This window comes from Gammaproteobacteria bacterium (assembly GCA_027296625.1).
Lineage (GTDB): Bacteria > Pseudomonadota > Gammaproteobacteria > JAKEHO01 > JAKEHO01 > JAKEHO01.
Genome location: JAPUIX010000129.1, coordinates 1 through 17,809 on the forward strand (window position 1 = coordinate 1; position 17,809 = coordinate 17,809).

Here is a 17,809-nt window from a genome sequence, read left to right on the forward strand (position 1 = left end):
CGTCGGCACCGAGATCGAGGGTGCGAATAGTTACGGGGATCCCTTTCAAGGCGCCCAGCACGTCAGCATAGGTTCGGAAGTGCTCCTCTTCGTCCGGAGGGCTTTCACGGTTCATATACAGAAATTCTGTGCGGTAAAGTCCCACGCCCGTGGCCCCGACTTTTCTCACGGCATCAAAGTCCTTAGGCAATTCCACGTTAGCCTGCAACTCAACTGCTATCCCGTCACGGGTCACCGCAGGCGCCTTTTTGAGTTTGCTAAGCCCCGCGTAGTAACGTTTTTCTCTTTTTTGCCGCTTTCGATAGTGCGTCTGGATTCGATCGTCCGGATCGACAAGCACAACTCCCTCGGTACCATCCAAAATAAGTAAGTCATCCTCACGAATATAACGGCTGGCCTGATGCAAGCCGACGATGGAGGGGATACCTAGGCTGCGGGCAAGGATGGCAGTATGCGACGTTGGCGCACCGTACTCTGTCGCAAATGCGACGATGCCATGATGCTGCATCAATACAGTATCCGCAGGCGCAAGGTCATCCGCCAAAACAATATAGCCATTCAGCCGACTGTCAGGCACCTCATGCCGCAACGGTGTCTGATTAAGCAGGATACGTTGAATGCGATGCACGACGTGATCCACGTCATCCTTGCGAGTACGCAGATAGGCGTCATCCATCTCATCAAAAACATTGACTAGCGCATCTCGCTGCAACTTGAGAGCCCATTCGGCATTGCAACCTAGCTCGTGGATTAAGCGCTTCGGCTCCTGCGTCAGTGCGGAGTCCTCCAGCATCAGTAAATGGGTGTCTATGAACGCAGCGATATCTCCCGCGGTGGTTGCGGGAATGTGTTCACGGATAGCACGCAGTTGTTGTCTGGCTAAAGCAACGGCGCTTTCAATGCGTCGCGCCTCGTCATCTAGATCTGCCTTATCAACTTGGTATTCCTTAATCTCCAATTGGTCGCGTTCGACGATGTGCACCTTACCTATGGCAATCCCCCGCGACACGCCCATGCCGTGCAAGGCGATACTCATTCTTCCCCCTCGAACTGGTTTTTCACCAGGCGTTCCAGCTTCGCTACCGCAAACTCTTCGTCATTGCCAGACGCAATAATTTCAATATCTGTGCCTTTGCCGGCCGCCAACATCATCACGCCCATGATGCTCTTACCACTGACCTCGCGATCACCATGAACAATATTGATGTCACATTCGAAACTCGAAGCGAGTTTTACAAAACGCGCTGCCGATCGAGCATGTAGTCCAAGCTTATTCGTGATCGTTACCATCCTGCGCACCATCGCTTATTTCATACCCTCCTTAAGCACGAGGAATACGCCGTCGCGACCTCCGCTAACGGCCTTTTCCGCCAGCTGATCGAGCTGGAGCTTTGGATAGTTTAATACACGGATCACCATCGGCAGATTCACCCCGGTTACAATGCGCACTCTGTCATCGTCGAGGAGCTGCTTCGCGATATTACTTGGCGTGGAACCATACAAGTCCGTCAGCACTAAGACGCCATCCCCTTCGTCCAGTGAACCGACTAAATCCCTGCCCTTATTTAGTAGTACGTCAGGATCAGCATCGCGGGACGCCGGCAGTAATTCGACTTTTAACGGACACTGACCCAGCATATGGGACGCTGTTTCCAACAAGGCGCTCCCAACATCATCATGGCTGATAATTAGAAGGCCAATACTCATAATTTAGATATCTCGATGTCGCACTAATACATGCTGAAGCTGGTCCGAGAAAATGTCGGATAATCGTTCAACTAGGTAAACGGAGCGATGATTTCCTCCGGTACACCCGATAGCTACAGTCAAGTAGCTCCGATTGTCCGCCGCAAATTGTGGCACCCAATATTTTAGAAACGTGGTCAACTGATCCAACATACTTCCAACTAAGGGTTGCTTTTCAAGAAATTCGATAACCTTCCTGTCTTTCCCAGAAAGGGGACGTAGATGTGTCTCCCAATAAGGATTCGGAAGGCAACGAACATCGAAAACAAAATCCGCATCACGCGGAACCCCATGTTTGTAACCAAAGGACACCAGTTGAAGCGACAATGATGCCCTAGGACGACGAGCGATTCGATCACGCACCAGATCTCGCAACTGATGCATGTGTGTCCGGCTCGTATCAATTCTTATATCAGCAGCCTCGGCTAGGGGTCCGAGCAATTTCCGTTCAAGCTGTATAGCATCGGCAAGGGACACCTTAGGTGAAGAAAGAGGGTGTCTGCGGCGGGTCTCGCTGAATCGTTCTATGAGAATATCGTCGCCTGCTTCTATAAAGACTAGCTCAGTCGCAAGGCCACTATCTCGAAGCTCTGCCATTGCTTGCGGCAACTGTTGCAGCGCTTCTTCAGTGTTGCGCGCATCGATTCCGACAGCGACGTGTTCATAAGCAGCTTTTGTGTTATTCGTGATTTCTGACGCAAACTGCGCCAGCAAGCCCAGGGGCAAATTATCGATGCAATAGTAAGAAAGATCTTCAAGCGCATTCAGTGCCACTGTCTTGCCAGCACCCGACAAGCCACTGATGATAACCATTCGCCTCTCGTTACGCTCTATCACAGACCGCCTTTTTCAATGAGTTCCCTTTGCCTTTCCGTGAAATCTTCAGAGGCGTTATAACCACTTATGCGCAACAGGTGGTTGCGTGCTGCACACTCAACCAGTACTGCAAGATTGCGGCCTGGCGCTACTGGCAACGTGATCTCCGAAATGTCTAGCTCGAGAACACGCCGCATACGATAACTACCTTCCAGCCGATCCAAATCTACCAAATGATCTTCTTCCATATGTTCAAGACTAATAATTAGCCTCAAATACTTGTTGCTCTTAATAGCGCTGTCCCCGAAAAGCTCCCGCACATTGATGATACCGAGCCCGCGCACCTCTAAAAAATCAGCAAGCGCTTTTGGGCAGGTTCCGTTAATGATATCCGGAGCTATATGAGCGAATTGCGGCGCATCGTCCGCAATGAGGCGATGACCTCTTGTAATCAATTCCAGTGCTAACTCGCTCTTGCCCACACCGCTTTCGCCAGTGATCAACACACCTATGGCCATCACCTCCATAAAAACACCATGAAGGGTCAGGACTTCGGCCAGCAGGTTTGAGAGATAATACTGTAGGGAATCCATGAGCCTACTGCTCGAAAGTTTTGAAGCAAACAGAGGTGTATTAGTTTCGTTACATTTGCCACGCAGGTACTGCGGAACCTCCTGTCCGTCTGCGATAATGATGCACGCGGGTTCGTGATGAAACAGTTGTCTGAGCGCGTCCTGCCGGGAGATGTCTCGTAGTGCTTGTAGATACTTAAGTTCCTGCACACCAAAAATCTGTACCTGATTCGGATGGATCAGATTCAAATAACCAACGAGCGATTTGCTTGAGGTCACTTCCTCGGCGTCGAACCGGGCGCTATCAAGCGTGTTGATATCATCGTCGGCGATACTTAATCCTTTAGTCTGCACGCCTTCGGAAGTAATAGCCCGAGTACCACCCGACTGACCGGTAATCCACCGTAGTACCAGCTTTTCGGCATGAATCTCAAAAAGTTCCTTGATCGTAATATGCGTCATAATGTCACTTCGCGTGGCGACCAGTTGGAAAGCAGCTCGTATAAGCCGTCAGCGGAAGTTTGCGCTCTTAGGCGGGTGCACAGGTCTTCATCACTGAACATCTCCGCCAGCATAGATAATATCTTGAGGTGCTCATCGATCGACTGTTCTGGGACAATGAGTGCAAACAGAAGGTCTACGGGTTTGTGATCTGTGGCGTCGAAATCTATGCCGTTACGCACATGCACGAAAGCCCCAACAACACGTTGTCCATGTTTCACGCGACCGTGCGGGATGGCGACACCCCGTCCCAAACCAGTACTGCCGAGGCGTTCACGCGCCACCAAACAACCAAATATCTCCTCCTGTATGAGCGCCGAATCGTCCGCGGTAATCAGTTCTGCGAGTTTTTCTAACACACTCTTCTTACTGGTCAGATCCAGATTGGAAAGAATGCGCGCGGGCAAAACGATGTCCGAGATGCGCATGGAACCTGCTGATGGAACCATGGAATTGGGGGCGGCCGTTTGCCTGTCTATTGATTAATCTCCTGGTTTTTCAAACCTCCATCGCTGCGATGGTGATCCGTAAGCTTTTCCTTATGTTTTTTGATCTGCCGATCTAATTTGTCACACAGAACATCAATGGCAGCATACATGTCATCATGTTCGGCATCTGCGAATAAACGCGCGCCGCTCACCTGTACAGTCGCCTCCGCCCTTTGCCTCTCTTTTTCGACACCCAGGACAACGTGAATATTAATCATATGATCAAAATGCCTCTCAATTCGTTTCATTTTGTTTGATACGTAAGTACGTAAGGCAGAAGTAACATCAACATGATGACCACTAATATTGATTTGCATAAGTAGCTCCTATTGTATGTTGGCTACGCGAGCCGCTTTCTTTCGCTTGACGGAGGAATGGCAATCGCTTCACGGTATTTTGCGACCGTCCGCCGGGCAACATTTATTCCTTTCTTTGACAATAGTGCCGCAATTTTGCTATCGCTCAGTGGCTTATTCTGGCTTTCATTTGCTATCAGTTTCTTAATTAATGCGCGAATAGCAGTTGAAGAACATTCACCCCCCATGTCGGTGCGAACGTGACTAGAAAAAAAGTACTTAAGCTCAAATATTCCTCGCGGTGTATGCATATATTTATTCGTTGTTATACGTGATATAGTGGATTCATGCATGCCGAGCGCCTCCGCGACATCATGTAACACCAAAGGTTGCATCGCCACATCACCATATTCAAGGAACGGTCGCTGCCGTTCCACGATACAAGTTGCCGCACGTAGCAGCGTCTCATTACGACTTTGCAGACTCTTAATTAACCAACGTGCTTCCTGCAGATGCGCCTTGAGCGAAGCATTATCTGAACTAGTATCGGCTCGCCGGATCATACCGGCATAGTTAGAATTGATGCGAATATGAGGCACCGCGTTCATATTGAGTTCCACCTTCCAATTACCTTCCTGCTTGTACACAAAGACATCCGGCACCGCGTACTGCACTGCGATCGCCTCCACCTGTCCTCCGGGCCGCGGGTTCATAGACTGGATCAATACAATCACTTCATGCAAGTCTTCGCGAGTCAGCTTCATACGTCGCAGAAGCTGCTTGTAGTCATGTGCTGCCAGTAGCCCAAGGTGACAGGATACAAGGGTCTTCGCTTCCTCTAACCACGGTGTGTCTGGAGGATATTGTGTTAACTGCAGCAGTAGGCATTCGCGTAGATCCCGCGCACCGATGCCTGCTGGATCGAGCGCCTGTATACGATGCAGGACAGCCTCGACCTCATCGAAGCCAACGTCCATACCATTTCCAAGGGAAGCACAAACGTCTTCAAGACTACACGTGAGATATCCGTCATCGTTGAGGGAATCGATTATAGTCAGCGCAATCACTCTATCCGTTTCGCTGATAGGTGACATATCCAACTGCCATAGGAGATGATCTGCTAGTGTCTGTGCGGGTATCGCTTCATTCTGGAATTCTACGGTCTCGACATCGGCAGTTCGAGTGTAGGACACGCCACTGTCATAGATATCCTCCCAGGCACTGTCAACTGGGAGCTCCGCAGGTATCTCGTTAACGTTCAGACCATTCTCGCTCTCATCCATAGCTGCCATTTCCTCGGAGCCCGTTGCCCCCTCCAGCAAAGTCGCTTCGCCTTCCCCCTCTTCCAACTCCAGCATCATATTCGACTCAAGTGCCTGTTGGACTTCCATCTGCAATTCAACGTTCGAGAGCTGCAGCAGGCGGATCGCCTGCTGCAACTGAGGCGTGATCGTGAGAGTTTGGCCGAGCCGGAGCTGAAGAGACTGCTTCATTTTGATAATTCTAACGCAATTTTGCCTGCATAGCGGGCAGCGCTCAAAGCCTGAACTTATCGCCTAGATAGATTTCTCTGACCGCAGAATTCGCCAAAATCTCGTCTGGTTTTCCTTCGGCCAATATACGCCCGTCATTCACAATATAGGCTCTATTGCAAATCCCAAGGGCATCCCGCACATTATGGTCCGTAATCAGCACACCAATGCCGATCCGGCACAGGTGCGTAATGATCCTTTGGATATCAATGATTGAAATAGGATCAATGCCAGTAAACGGCTCATCAAGAAGAAGAAAGCGTGGTTCTGATGCAAGCGCCCGCGCAATCTCGACCCGCCGGCGTTCCCCGCCAGAGAGACTCACCCCAAGATTGTCTCGTAAATGCGTTATATGAAATTCACGCATCAGATTTTCAAGCCTTCGTTCACGTTGCGCATCCGGCATATCGGGCCGTGTCTCAAGAATCGCGAGGATATTCTCTTGCACTGAAAGTTTTCGAAACACTGACGGTTCCTGTGGCAAATAGCCAAGGCCCTTGCGTGCCCGTACATCCATTGGCAGATGAGTTATATTGTCCTGATTTAAATGAATAGACCCGTTATCGCAGGGGACGAACCCGACAATCATATGAAAACTCGTTGTCTTACCTGCACCGTTCGGGCCTAAAAGGCCTATCACCTCACCGCTGTACACGGTAAGACTGACATCCTTAACAACCATGCGCGTCTGATAGGATTTTGTGAGGTGGCGAACGGTGAGTACGCTCATCGCAGTCGAGAATCTTATTGCGGGCGTTTACTCAGAGAAGACAGTTTTAATAAAGAGTAGTACAGAAAAGTCAGCAAAAAAATGTCAGGCGCCTGGACATCTTGATTTGATTATTGGCACCGCTTCTATCGTGGCCTCTTTCTTCGGCTGGATAACCATCTTGACACGCTCCTTACCCGACGCTGACTTTCTGGCTCTGACAACGCCGCCTTCAGTATCATACTCGATGCGATTACCACTAAATCGATCTTTCCCCTGAAACACCGTCGCCTCCTCAATAAGGACTATTAATTTCTGTGGGGCATGATATTCCATTCGCAGCGCCTCAGCTTCGACATCTTTATCTCTATTATCCGGTCGCTGCCGGAAACAGGCAGGATTTCCCTCCATAAATACAGTCTTTAGCGTCTGATCGTCCGCGTAGTAAATGGTCATCGTATCACCATATAGTCGCATACTGCCTTGGGTGACAATTACATTTCCTCTGTAAATAATGACGCCTCGAATGTCATCAAGTTCTGCCGCGTCTGCCTCTATCTCGAGGGGCTGATCTGAATCGCTGGACAATGCCATGGCAGCACTACACACAACTACGCTAACCAAGCAAACAATTGAACCAACAAGCTTACCTGAGAACATGGTGACCACGAACCTGATTGAGTAATTCTAAACGGTTGTCTTCTAAATAGGCGCGCATTCCGATTGCTTTCATTACCGTGTTATTTGTTCGTAGCGTCGCCGCACGATCTGTTTCTAAGTATTCTAGGTCCGGTAGGATACGAACGTCACTGGTAATGATCTCCACATCACGCATACCTGTTTCGTTATTACGCCACATGCGGACTGCGCCCGATAGCTGAACCACCTCAAAATCACCCGTAACCCGACCAGAATCTGCCGTCACGTACCAGGGTGGTCGCCCTTCACGATAAACCTCCAAACTTGGACGGACCAGCTGGATACTGTCATCATGAGGGAAGTGCGCCATGTACTCTGCGCGAAGCTTATTCTTTGGCGCCCCATTCTCATCCATAGACAAGATCGTGAAATCTTCCACATAATAATCCAGATCCTGCCGCTCCTCAGGCCGTATAGGTCTCTCGCCGTCAGAAATATCCTTCAATACCCAGGCGCTAGCTACCGCAAATACCAGCAGCACTAGCGGCGTTCTCCACTGCTTCAACATGGGAACCTCATCACTCAGCAATCAAGGCTATCAAGAAAACCCCAAGTTTAAACAGAGTCCTTGCCGATCACTCCACAATCCAAACACAACAGCTTGGTGGCCTATTGCCGTCAGCTGGAAACCTGAAGATAACGCTGCAGCTGACCTTCCAACGCCCCTTGCGCTTCCATGATCAATTCACATACCTCACGAGCCGCACCGCGTCCACCCACAGACGGCGTCTGCCAATCCGCATGGTCAGCGACCAGAGAATGGCCATCGGCAACGGAAATCGCTAGTCCCACACGCGCCATGATCGGCAGGTCCACCACATCATCGCCAACATAAGCAACCTGATCTGCATTAACCCTCAGACGCTTCAGCAGTTTTTCGAATGCTTGCAATTTATCTGCTTGGCCTTGATAGATGTGTTCGATCCCGAGTGACGCCATCCGATCAACGACCACCTGGGACGAACGTCCCGAGATAACGGCAATCTGCACGCCGCTTGCTTGCAGCATCACCATGCCGTGCCCATCTCTCGTATAGAAGACTTTATACTCCGCACCATTATCACCGAGGATTAGACTGCCATCCGTTAAGACGCCATCCACATCGAAGACAACGAGTTTAATTCGTGCGGCCTTTTCTTGAAGAGTCGGCATGCCTAAAATTTCAGACTACACGGGCACGCAAAAGATCATGCATGTTGAGAACACCTAACAGCAGGTCGTTGTCGTCCACGACCGGCAAGGCATTGATTCTGTGCTCCTCCATCATGCTGAGTGCTTCGGCCGCCAAATGATCTGCGAAGATAGTCTTAGGTTCGGGTATCATGACTTCGCCCATCCGCGCCGTATGCACATCCACCTTAGCATCGAGAGTCCGGCGGAGATCGCCGTCCGTGAAGATCCCAATCACCTTACCCTGCCCGTCGAGTATTGCTGTCATCCCAAGTCCCTTCTGCGTCATTTCAATCAGGGCATAACTCAATAGGGTATCTGCTGTCACCGTCGGCATTTCATTGCCTCGATGCATGATGTCGCTGATGCGCAGCAGGCGACGCCCAAGCGCGCCACCCGGGTGAAACTCTGCAAAATCCTTTTCGCTAAACCCACGAGCTTCGAAAAGAGCAATCGCCAAGGCATCCCCCATGGCAAGGCCGGCAGCCGTGCTTGTCGTCGGGGCCAGACCCTGGGCGGCTTCGCCCTCGACGCTCACATCAATGGTCACGTCGGCCTCTCGCGCCAAGGTCGATCCTGGCGCCCCCGTTAATGCAATGAGCGGTATTTTACGTCGCTCGATCAATGGCAAGAGCGTGATGATCTCCTCAGTCTCACCGGAATTAGAAAGGGCAAGCACGACATCGTTGTCGGTGATCATGCCCATGTCGCCGTGGCTGGCTTCCCCCGGATGGACAAAGAAAGCGGGGCTGCCGGTACTGGCAAGGGTTGCCGCGAGCTTTCTTCCTACATGACCAGACTTGCCCATGCCGATCACAATAACCCGCCCTTCACACTCGCCTATAAGGTGGCAGGCCTTAACGAAGTTATCGTCGATGCGACTCGCCAGCTCTTCAAGAGCACGTTTTTCCGCCTCGATGACATCGCGCCCAACCTGCTTGAGCTTGTCAGGATTTAACCCAGCATCGGACTTCGGTTTCGGCCGTGTTCCTCCAGCCATGGCACCTCCAGCAAAAACCCAAGATACAAGATATCAGACCACAGCATGGCCAATCGATTCATAGAGTACCCATTGATAGATGCAAAAGGAAAGCAACAGAACAGCACCTTTGACTCGATTGATTCTTCCCGGATGACCACGGACACTGTGCGCCATTAACCCCATGGCCAATGTGAACGCAATCATGACTGGGAAATCCCGCGTCAAGACCTCGTTGCTGAGTACCGTCGGCTGTATCAAAGCCGACAACCCCAGCACTGGGAGGACGTTGAACATATTCGACCCGATAATGTTGCCGATGGCGATATCAGGTTCATTTCTCAGCACACTCGCAATCGCAGTCGCCAATTCCGGCAGACTGGTCCCCACCGCCACGATGGTAAGACCAATCACGAGTTCGCTCACGCCGAAGGCCTCGGCGATTTGCACAGCACCCCACACCACAAGCTCTGCGCTCAAAAGCAGCAGCAGTAATCCCCCTAGCAAATAAAAGACCGAGTTCACGGTCGACAGGCCGCGGGGGGGCAAGGCCCCTTCAAACTCAACCACCAGTGGCTCCTCTAACCGGGGACGAAGACCAAGACGAACAATCCACGCCGCAGCGCCACCAAAACCCAGGAAAAGAATGACCCCGTCAAGGCGGTCTAAAGTACCGTTCCCCATTAAGACGTACGCCAGCGCCATTGCCAGGAGCATCAGAGGATACTCCCGCCGCAAGGTCTCGGAGCGAACGTCTAGTACTTTGACCATGGCCGTTGCACCGAGGACCAGGCCGATATTGGCAATATTGGACCCCAACGCATTGCCAACGGCGATCTCAGTCTTGCCCTGCAAGGTGGCCACGGTCGCAACCAGCAGCTCCGGGGCTGACGTTCCGAACCCCACGATGGTGAGACCAATGACGAGTGGGGAGACGGCGAGGTTTCGCGCCATCGCGGCGGCCCCCAGGACAAAACGATCGGCCCCAATCGAGAGCAGCACCACTCCCCCCAGAATGGACACAGTCGCAATCAGCATAAGGGAAGATGATGCCAGATAAGGCCGATATACGGAATCTTGGGGAAGTCCGCACGGTCTGATGCCCTCCGAGTATAACCTTCACAAGTGTCCGAAATCGCGCTCGGTGCGGTTTATAATGGGACAGCCAAAACTTTATGCACACGGGCGATTTGGATCACTACCTCAGATTGTTACATGTCGCAACGCCTCGATGAGATTGCAAGCTGGCTTCGCGAAGACATTCGCATCGCCGCTTTCGATATCAATCCCGCATCGGAAGATGCAAGTTTTCGGCGCTACTTCCGCGTTACCTTCGATGGACAGACGCGCATCGTCATGGATGCACCGCCGGATAAGGAAGACTGTGGGCCTTTCCTGGATGTGGCAAGGAAGCTCCGCGAATGCGGCCTAAATGTGCCCCACGTGCTTGCAACGGATCGATCCCGCGGATTTCTACTGCTCACCGATCTCGGTACAGAGCTGTACCTCAATGCACTATTTCCAAGCAATGTGGCGGAACTCTATGGCGATGCCCTAGACGCCCTTTTGATTATGCAGTCGAAGGCCAAGACGAACAGCTTAGCCCCCTACGATAAGACACTGCTACACGAGGAAATGGAATTGTTTCGCCAGTGGTTAGTACAAAAGCACCTCAACATCTCGCTGAGAGAAGACGAAAACAAGATGTTGGACAGGACCTTTTCCCTTCTTGCAGAGTCGGCATTAGCCCAGCCTACCGTATTCGTACACAGGGATTATCACTCTCGCAACCTGCTCCACACATCTCACAACAATCCCGGAATAGTTGACTTTCAAGATGCCGTAGTTGGTCCGGTCACCTATGATCTGATCTCCCTTCTGAAGGACTGCTACATTGCCTGGCCAGCACACCAGGTGAAGGCTTGGATCTTGGAGTATCACACGAGGGCCCTGGCAGCCGGCATCATATCACTTCGCGATCAGAGTGAATTCATGCGGTGGGTTGATCTGATGGGTATCCAGCGCCATCTCAAGGCAAGTGGGATTTTTGCCCGACTGTGTCACCGTGACGGTAAATGCGGCTTTCTCGACGATGTTCCTCGAACACTTGGGTATGTGCTCGAGGCATCCCAGCGCTTTGCAGAACTGGCAGGGCTGCACGAATTGGTCGCACAGCGAATTATGCCGAGGCTAGATACAGTCTGATCGCAGTGAAGGCAATGATTCTAGCGGCAGGTTGGGGCACGCGTATGCGTCCGCTGAGCAATGACACCCCAAAACCGCTAATCAAAATCGCTGGAAAGGAATTAATCAAATACCACATTGAGCATCTGGTCAAAGCAGGAATTACAGATATTGTCATCAATCACGCCAAGTTTCGGGATCAGATAGAACAAATGCTAGGGGACGGTCGGGCCTACGGTGCAGCGATTCATTATTCAGCCGAAGGCGAGCAGCCCCTTGAGACCGGTGGTGGGATCTTCAAAGCGCTGCCGTTGCTGGGTGATGGTCCTTTCATCGTAGTAAACAGCGACATCTGGTGTGACTATCCGCTGTCTAAGCTTCCAGACAAGTTCAATGGCCATGCCTATCTGGTACTCGTTGACAACCCGGACCATCACCCCAAAGGCGATTTTGCCCTCGAGGGTGGCCGCGTCCTTGCTGAAGGGCCGTCCATGCTGACGTTTAGCGGAATCGGCGTTTATCGTCCTGAACTCTTTGCAGATTGCCATCCGGGGACGTTTACTCTCGCCCCCGTGCTGCGTATTGCGATGGCCAACGGTCTTGTAACCGGGAAACATTACCAAGGATTGTGGGCAGACGTGGGAACGCCTGAGCGGCTCCATCAAATTCAAGAATTGGCGGCTGGTCAAAATAAGTAAAGAATATTGCTATGGGCGCGATAACCTATAATCTATCCTAACAAGCCGCATAAGGCGCATCAGTACTTTCCCGCTCACTAACTGACTCTAAACCGCTTAACCCATCATTCTTGTCGTGGGCCAGGAAATCCGCACAAGCGAATTCTCAAACCATGACTTCCGCACGTTTAGTAACCGCCTGCGGGAAGAAACGGATCTATTGCTCGAATACTTTCACCAGCACCGCCTAAGTGACAACAGTGGAGTCGGTGGGTTTGAACTGGAGGCTTGGCTCGTCGACGAGAATGCCGCCCCGGCACCCATCAACGAAAAGTACCTTAAATATCTTAATGCATCCTTAGTTGTTCCCGAACTCGCTTGCTTTAACGTAGAAATCAATAGCAGTCCTCGGCCGCTTCGGGGTGACGCATTGCAGCGCATGGCAGCGGAACTAGCTAAAACGTGGCAGGACTGTCGCAGCATCGCTGCAACTATGAATGCCGATTTAGAGATGATTGGTATTTTACCCAGCTTGCGGCAAGAACAACTCAGCTTAGAAAACATGTCCCTAGTGACACGCTATCGCGCGCTTAATGAACAGATTCTTCGAATGCGCCATGGGCGTCCACTGCAGCTAGATATTCAAGGCAAGGAGCGCCTGTACACTACGCATAACGATGTTATGTTAGAAGCAGCTTGCACATCACTCCAGATCCACCTGCAAGTCTCACCGGCCAATGCTACCCGTATGTACAACGCTGCGATCATCGCATCCGCGCCCATGGTTGCCGCCTGTGCTAACTCACCGTACCTTTTTGGTCGAGAACTTTGGGATGAAACACGCATCCCGCTATTTGAACAAGCGGTGGAGATTGGCAGCGAGAGCGACAAACGGGTGACTTTCGGTAACGGTTACATCCGTGGCTCGCTAGTGACATGCTTCGAAGAAAACCTCGCGCGCTATCCTGTGTTACTGCCCATGACTATGGATGATGACCCATCCCGCTTCAGGCACGTCAGATTGCACAACGGCACGATCTGGCGATGGAATCGACCACTCATTGGTTTTGACCCGGACGGAACCGCACATCTGCGAATCGAACACCGTGTCGTGCCGGCTGGGCCCAGTGTGATCGACAGCATTGCTAATGCAGCAATGTATTTCGGCTTAACTCATGCTCTCGGTAGCCTTGCCAATCCACCTGAAACTCAGCTTGAATTCACGATCGCGCGCTCTAACTTTTATACAGCAGCGCGCGATGGCTTGCGAGCAAAGATCCAGTGGCTCGGCCACGGACGCATACTGATCCAGACACTGTTGATTGAACATCTTTTACCCCTAGCTCGACAGGGGCTTGAAAAATTAGAGATTGACCGCACTGATATCGACACCTTCATGGGCATCATCGAGGAGAGGGTTCGCACCACACAGAATGGAGCCGAATGGCAGCGCCGCTGGGTGGCGCGGAATGGAAATGACATGAATGCCATGAACAGAGCCTATTTGGAACAACAAAAAAGCGGCGCTCCCGCGCACGAATGGGACTATTAGATGCTAAGTATTTTGGAATCCTTGCCAGATGGCTTACTCGACCTGCCTGCGACCGAACTCTATACCGTCTTACCCGGGCCGACACTCATTCACCTACCCGGCCGGCGTGAGCCAGCTCTGTTTGTCGCCATTCTTCTGCACGGCAACGAAGTGACCGGTTGGGAGGTGATGCGAACGTTGTTGCGAAGATATCAAAACCAAGAGCTCCCCCGGCGATTATCCCTGTTAATTGGCAATGTTGCCGCGGCACGGCATCGTCGGCGACGACTGGAACAGCAACCGGACTACAACCGAATCTGGAGCGGCGGCGACACACCGGAGCACGCAGCGATGCGGCAGGTCCTAGAAACTATGCGACGGCGCGGTGTCTTTGCCAGCATTGACGTCCACAACAACGCCGGGATAAACCCATACTATGCCTGTGTAAACCAGGTAGAGCACCGCTTCTTGCAACTGGCGAGACGATTTTCACCCACGATCGTGTATTTCACCCGTCCGGAAGGCGTGCAAAGCTTGGCGTTCGCGGAACTCTGCCCATCAGTCGTCCTCGAATGTGGTCAGCCTGGTGATCAAGCGGGTGTGAGTCGGGCCATTGAACATTTAGATGGGTGCTTGAAGCTGGCCGAAATTCCGAGCGAGCCTGTTTCAGCCAACGACATCGATGTATTTCACACCATTGCTGTCGTAAAGATCCCAAAAGAGCGGAGCTTTGGATTTGGCCATGGGGAATGGGATATTCAGTTTGCCGAACAGATCGATCGCTTCAATTTTCGTGACGTGCCGTTGGGCACTGAGCTCGCATCGATCCGATCCGAATCAAACTCAATTCTGGATGTAAAGGAAGCCTCGGGACGGGACGCATTAGACCGGTTTTTCGCGATCGAAAACAACACACTAAGGGCGGCTGCCCCACTGATCCCTTCGATGCTGTCGACCAATGTGGACCTGATCCGCCAGGATTGCCTCTGTTACCTCATGGAGCGCTACCCGCTCTAAGCGCTTCAGGCACAGCTGCCTGTGCGTCTTTCTTCCTGAACGCCTACACTATATATAGAGAGATTGCGGTTCTTGACCCCATTATATTGAGGTGCTATATAAAGTTTAGCCTCGCTGACACCGGGGACTCGCCGAAAGAGCAGGATTTTACATCCGTATCGTGACATCGCCAGGCGCACTGAGATCTAGAACGGACAACCGCGCTGAGACCTGTGAGGGGGACGGCACATACGCCCTGGGTGCCTCCTTAGCAGGGGACACGCGCTAGTGGCCTTATATGGCCACTTGCCTGCCGCGTTCCGCCCATCAGGCCCAACCCAACAGCAAACCTACCTCAGATCTGAATACCGACCTGATGACCTTGTGACAGTGACTTCAAGGGTTTTATGTTGCGATGCAGCATAAGCCTATGGTATACAAGGCACGAGCCAATAGCACGCGTCATGCGTTAGAAGGAGATGCGCTGATGCCTAACGAACGGGGGCTTAAGATGTCGAATTGCTATGCATTGCGGGTCGAAGCACGTCTTCCGATAGGGCTTAGGCAGTTGAGTCACTGGATCATGCAGTCCAAGCCCGGGGCCATTGCGACGGTACATAATCAAACCGCGATGCTCGCCTACGGGGCGTTCGCGCTCATCGTAGAGCTTGTCGTCTACGCTTGCTTATGGCCCGCACCGCAGTTTATCGTTCCAGGCCACCGGACACCCGATCTCAGCACGCCAGGCCACTATACAGTAGAGGGCCGCCGATCACCTTTTGCAGACCATCTCACGGCACTCTATTATCGAACGACGCGCATGCGCGGGTCGCCTCCTTGGCTATATCTGGAAACTGGCGACTTGGCCTCCCTAAAGCAACGAGGAAAGCTCCGGATACTCGCCGTGCGGGAGCATAACGTGAAATATCCCGCCAACAGCACTCGCTTGGTCGACGTGGAACAACAGATGATTGCTGAATTCGCTAATGATATCGGCGTGGAGCCGGTTTGGGTCTATGTGGATAAGCCCGCCGATCTGGTGCGCTTTTTGGCACTTGGGAAAGGTGATCTGATTGCCTACACCGCCCCACTTTCGCCAACGTCAACCCCAGAAATCGCGTATACGTTACCAATAGCCCTCACGCGCTATCAGTTAGTAGCCCATGCGGATGATGATACGATTCATGGGCCCACTGATCTCGCCGGCAGGCGTGTCGCTCTAAAAAGGGTGTCGCCAGCCTGGGGCGTGCTTCAACAACTCAAGACACAATTTCCGACGATCGAAATTCAAACAGTCCCCGATTACCTCAGCGAGGAAACAATCCTTGAAAGAGTCGCATCGGGCCAATATGACGCAATCGTTACAGATTCCGCCAACCTAAAGACTATATCGCATACACACCTCAATATTAAAGCCGCCTTTGACCTCACAGATGATCGGCCTATTGCTTGGGCGACCCGCGTTGATGCAATCGCCCTACTTGCATCACTCAACAAATATTTGAATCAATATCAACCCGCACGACGAATTCCGGATGTTTATAAGGATGATTTACCTGCTCTGAAGCAGCGAGGTATTTTGAGAGTTATAACTCGAGAAAGTCCATTAAACTTTTTCCAATCAAAAGGGGAATTGCTTGGATTTGAGTACGATCTGGCCCGCAGATTCGCGGAGCAAAATAAACTTCGCCTTGAGATGCTCGTCGCACCTACCGACGAAGCAGCATTAACCTGGCTAAGAGAAGGAAAAGGTGACATTGTGGCTGCGTCATTGGCTATTAATGATGGGCATAGCGAGGAACTCATTTCATATTCACGTCCTTACAACTATGCAACCTATACGATCGTGAGCAATGCGAAAAAACCGCATTTGCTCGATCTTGATAGCTTATCGGGCAGCCAACTCGTCATCCCACATCACAGCCCACTTTGGCACAAGGTTGACCGCCTAAAAAGTGAGGGAATTGCGGCAACTTTCGTTGAGGCTCCTCGGGAATTCGCCACAAAAGAGATTGTTGAGCATGTTGCCCAAGGTAATTATGAGCTTGCGGTCGTAGACAGTCATGAACTCGCCATCGAATTAGCGTTGCGTGATGATATCAAGGCTCACTTTTCTGTTGGTGAACCAGTACCAATTAGCTGGGCGGTACGGGCTGCTAACAATAAACTGCTCGCTGCGATCAATAACTATTTCAAAAAAGAGTACCGAGGAAAGTACTACAATTTGGCTTACCGGAAATATTTCCAAGATTCCCTCAAGACACAGCAGCACCTAAAGTTTACAACAGAGCAAGACAGACACTTGTCTCCTTACGATGACTTGGTGAGGAAATATTCAGAGAAATATAATTTCGATTGGCGCCTAATCGTAGCGCAAATGTATCAGGAAAGCCGTTTCAATCCACACGCACGATCAAGAGCTGGCGCCGAGGGCCTGATGCAGATCTTGCCGCGAACAGCCAAGCAGTTGGGATACAGCGACGTGCAGACGCCTGAACTCGGAATCAGCGCTGGGATTGAGTACTTGGACTGGCTTCGAGAGCGATTTGAGCGTGAGCTTGCCATTGATGACAGGACTTGGTTTGCGCTCGCCGCATATAACGCAGGTTATGGACGGGTCGAGGATGCACGACGTTTAGCACAGGAACTAGGCCTTGATCCGAATCGGTGGTTCGACAACGTAGAACGAGCACTGTATCTGTTGGGGCAGAATAAATACAAGCACAGGTCACGATTTCGCCGCTGTCGATGCGGGCAAACCGTTGCGTATGTCAGTGACATTCGTGCACGCTATCACGCCTATGTTCATCTCACGGAACCCCTTCAGCTGGCATTAACGAGTCGGCAAAACGGTCATGGGAGCTAGTCTCAAGCGGCGGATGCAGCAGCAACGTCCGTACGGCCTTGCATTGG

At 51.7% G+C, this 17,809-nt stretch carries 19 protein-coding genes; 5 read left to right on the forward strand and 14 right to left on the reverse strand.

Going from position 1 to position 17,809, the window contains the following annotated elements:
* From O6944_07060 to O6944_07125, 14 genes are all read right to left on the reverse strand, one after another.
* Positions 1-1,036, reverse strand: a 1,036-nt coding sequence (locus O6944_07060) for a PEP-utilizing enzyme (GenBank protein MCZ6718892.1), incomplete at its 3' end; no start/stop codon positions are given.
* Positions 1,033-1,302 (reverse strand): HPr family phosphocarrier protein, encoded by a 270-nt coding sequence (locus O6944_07065; protein ID MCZ6718893.1) that lies wholly within the window; start codon positions 1,300-1,302, stop codon positions 1,033-1,035. The genes O6944_07065 and O6944_07060, both read right to left, overlap by 4 nt.
* A 3-nt stretch (positions 1,303-1,305) precedes the next feature.
* A complete protein-coding gene (locus O6944_07070; protein MCZ6718894.1) occupies positions 1,306-1,707 on the reverse strand; it encodes a PTS sugar transporter subunit IIA in 402 nt (133 codons plus the stop codon).
* A gap of 3 nt (positions 1,708-1,710) precedes the next feature.
* The gene (gene rapZ, locus O6944_07075; GenBank protein ID MCZ6718895.1) at positions 1,711-2,559 is read right to left on the reverse strand and encodes an RNase adapter RapZ; all 849 of its coding nucleotides are present in this window, start codon (positions 2,557-2,559) and stop codon (positions 1,711-1,713) included.
* 20 nt (positions 2,560-2,579) lie between these two features.
* Positions 2,580-3,596, reverse strand: a complete 1,017-nt coding sequence (gene hprK / locus O6944_07080) for an HPr(Ser) kinase/phosphatase (protein ID MCZ6718896.1) — start codon at positions 3,594-3,596, stop codon at positions 2,580-2,582.
* On the reverse strand, positions 3,593-4,063 hold the full coding sequence (gene ptsN, locus O6944_07085) for a PTS IIA-like nitrogen regulatory protein PtsN (GenBank protein ID MCZ6718897.1): 471 nt from the start codon (positions 4,061-4,063) through the stop codon (positions 3,593-3,595). The genes hprK and ptsN overlap by 4 nt, the downstream gene beginning before the upstream one ends.
* Before the next feature lie 47 nt (positions 4,064-4,110).
* The gene (gene raiA, locus O6944_07090; GenBank protein ID MCZ6718898.1) at positions 4,111-4,440 is read right to left on the reverse strand and encodes a ribosome-associated translation inhibitor RaiA; all 330 of its coding nucleotides are present in this window, start codon (positions 4,438-4,440) and stop codon (positions 4,111-4,113) included.
* Positions 4,441-4,463: 23 nt separating this feature from the next.
* Complete coding sequence (locus tag O6944_07095; GenBank protein ID MCZ6718899.1) at positions 4,464-5,912, reverse strand: RNA polymerase factor sigma-54; 1,449 nt, start codon at positions 5,910-5,912, stop codon at positions 4,464-4,466.
* Positions 5,913-5,955: 43 nt separating this feature from the next.
* Positions 5,956-6,681, reverse strand: coding sequence for an LPS export ABC transporter ATP-binding protein (gene lptB, locus O6944_07100; protein ID MCZ6718900.1), 726 nt, complete (start codon positions 6,679-6,681; stop codon positions 5,956-5,958).
* An 84-nt stretch (positions 6,682-6,765) separates the two neighbouring features.
* Positions 6,766-7,254 (reverse strand): lipopolysaccharide transport periplasmic protein LptA, encoded by a 489-nt coding sequence (gene lptA, locus O6944_07105; GenBank protein ID MCZ6718901.1) that lies wholly within the window; start codon positions 7,252-7,254, stop codon positions 6,766-6,768.
* Positions 7,255-7,306: 52 nt separating this feature from the next.
* Complete coding sequence (lptC, locus tag O6944_07110; GenBank protein MCZ6718902.1) at positions 7,307-7,867, reverse strand: LPS export ABC transporter periplasmic protein LptC; 561 nt, start codon at positions 7,865-7,867, stop codon at positions 7,307-7,309.
* A 110-nt stretch (positions 7,868-7,977) separates the two neighbouring features.
* Positions 7,978-8,511, reverse strand: a complete 534-nt coding sequence (kdsC, locus tag O6944_07115) for a 3-deoxy-manno-octulosonate-8-phosphatase KdsC (protein ID MCZ6718903.1) — start codon at positions 8,509-8,511, stop codon at positions 7,978-7,980.
* Positions 8,512-8,521: 10 nt separating this feature from the next.
* A complete protein-coding gene (locus O6944_07120) occupies positions 8,522-9,529 on the reverse strand; it encodes a KpsF/GutQ family sugar-phosphate isomerase (GenBank protein ID MCZ6718904.1) in 1,008 nt (335 codons plus the stop codon).
* Between the two features lie 33 nt (positions 9,530-9,562).
* Complete coding sequence (locus O6944_07125; protein MCZ6718905.1) at positions 9,563-10,546, reverse strand: calcium/sodium antiporter; 984 nt, start codon at positions 10,544-10,546, stop codon at positions 9,563-9,565.
* A gap of 177 nt (positions 10,547-10,723) precedes the next feature.
* On the opposite strand from O6944_07125, the gene O6944_07130 reads away from it, so the two are divergent.
* From O6944_07130 to O6944_07150, 5 genes are all read left to right on the forward strand, one after another.
* The gene (locus O6944_07130; GenBank protein ID MCZ6718906.1) at positions 10,724-11,713 is read left to right on the forward strand and encodes a phosphotransferase; all 990 of its coding nucleotides are present in this window, start codon (positions 10,724-10,726) and stop codon (positions 11,711-11,713) included.
* A 5-nt stretch (positions 11,714-11,718) separates the two neighbouring features.
* Positions 11,719-12,390, forward strand: coding sequence for a nucleotidyltransferase family protein (locus O6944_07135; GenBank protein MCZ6718907.1), 672 nt, complete (start codon positions 11,719-11,721; stop codon positions 12,388-12,390).
* Between the two features lie 115 nt (positions 12,391-12,505).
* Positions 12,506-13,921 (forward strand): glutamate--cysteine ligase, encoded by a 1,416-nt coding sequence (locus O6944_07140; GenBank protein MCZ6718908.1) that lies wholly within the window; start codon positions 12,506-12,508, stop codon positions 13,919-13,921.
* Complete coding sequence (locus tag O6944_07145) at positions 13,922-14,917, forward strand: M14 family metallopeptidase (protein MCZ6718909.1); 996 nt, start codon at positions 13,922-13,924, stop codon at positions 14,915-14,917. It begins immediately after the preceding gene.
* A gap of 394 nt (positions 14,918-15,311) precedes the next feature.
* Complete coding sequence (locus O6944_07150; GenBank protein MCZ6718910.1) at positions 15,312-17,762, forward strand: transporter substrate-binding domain-containing protein; 2,451 nt, start codon at positions 15,312-15,314, stop codon at positions 17,760-17,762.
* The last annotated feature ends 47 nt before the right edge of the window (positions 17,763-17,809 follow it).

What these genes read in the sequence shown, in the direction of transcription:
- O6944_07065 (MCZ6718893.1), bottom strand. Translation starts at nt 1,302, where the DNA reads ATGGTGCGCAGGATGGTAACGATCACGAATAAGCTTGGACTACATGCT.
- O6944_07095 (MCZ6718899.1), bottom strand. Translation starts at nt 5,912, where the DNA reads ATGAAGCAGTCTCTTCAGCTCCGGCTCGGCCAAACTCTCACGATCACG.
- O6944_07150 (MCZ6718910.1), top strand. Translation starts at nt 15,312, where the DNA reads ATGCAGCATAAGCCTATGGTATACAAGGCACGAGCCAATAGCACGCGT.
- ptsN (MCZ6718897.1), bottom strand. Translation starts at nt 4,063, where the DNA reads ATGCGCATCTCGGACATCGTTTTGCCCGCGCGCATTCTTTCCAATCTG.
- O6944_07120 (MCZ6718904.1), bottom strand. Translation starts at nt 9,529, where the DNA reads ATGGCTGGAGGAACACGGCCGAAACCGAAGTCCGATGCTGGGTTAAAT.
- kdsC (MCZ6718903.1), bottom strand. Translation starts at nt 8,511, where the DNA reads ATGCCGACTCTTCAAGAAAAGGCCGCACGAATTAAACTCGTTGTCTTC.
- hprK (MCZ6718896.1), bottom strand. Translation starts at nt 3,596, where the DNA reads ATGACGCATATTACGATCAAGGAACTTTTTGAGATTCATGCCGAAAAG.
- lptC (MCZ6718902.1), bottom strand. Translation starts at nt 7,867, where the DNA reads ATGTTGAAGCAGTGGAGAACGCCGCTAGTGCTGCTGGTATTTGCGGTA.
- O6944_07125 (MCZ6718905.1), bottom strand. Translation starts at nt 10,546, where the DNA reads ATGCTGATTGCGACTGTGTCCATTCTGGGGGGAGTGGTGCTGCTCTCG.
- lptA (MCZ6718901.1), bottom strand. Translation starts at nt 7,254, where the DNA reads ATGGCATTGTCCAGCGATTCAGATCAGCCCCTCGAGATAGAGGCAGAC.
- O6944_07070 (MCZ6718894.1), bottom strand. Translation starts at nt 1,707, where the DNA reads ATGAGTATTGGCCTTCTAATTATCAGCCATGATGATGTTGGGAGCGCC.
- O6944_07130 (MCZ6718906.1), top strand. Translation starts at nt 10,724, where the DNA reads ATGTCGCAACGCCTCGATGAGATTGCAAGCTGGCTTCGCGAAGACATT.
- lptB (MCZ6718900.1), bottom strand. Translation starts at nt 6,681, where the DNA reads ATGAGCGTACTCACCGTTCGCCACCTCACAAAATCCTATCAGACGCGC.
- O6944_07145 (MCZ6718909.1), top strand. Translation starts at nt 13,922, where the DNA reads ATGCTAAGTATTTTGGAATCCTTGCCAGATGGCTTACTCGACCTGCCT.
- rapZ (MCZ6718895.1), bottom strand. Translation starts at nt 2,559, where the DNA reads ATGGTTATCATCAGTGGCTTGTCGGGTGCTGGCAAGACAGTGGCACTG.
- raiA (MCZ6718898.1), bottom strand. Translation starts at nt 4,440, where the DNA reads ATGCAAATCAATATTAGTGGTCATCATGTTGATGTTACTTCTGCCTTA.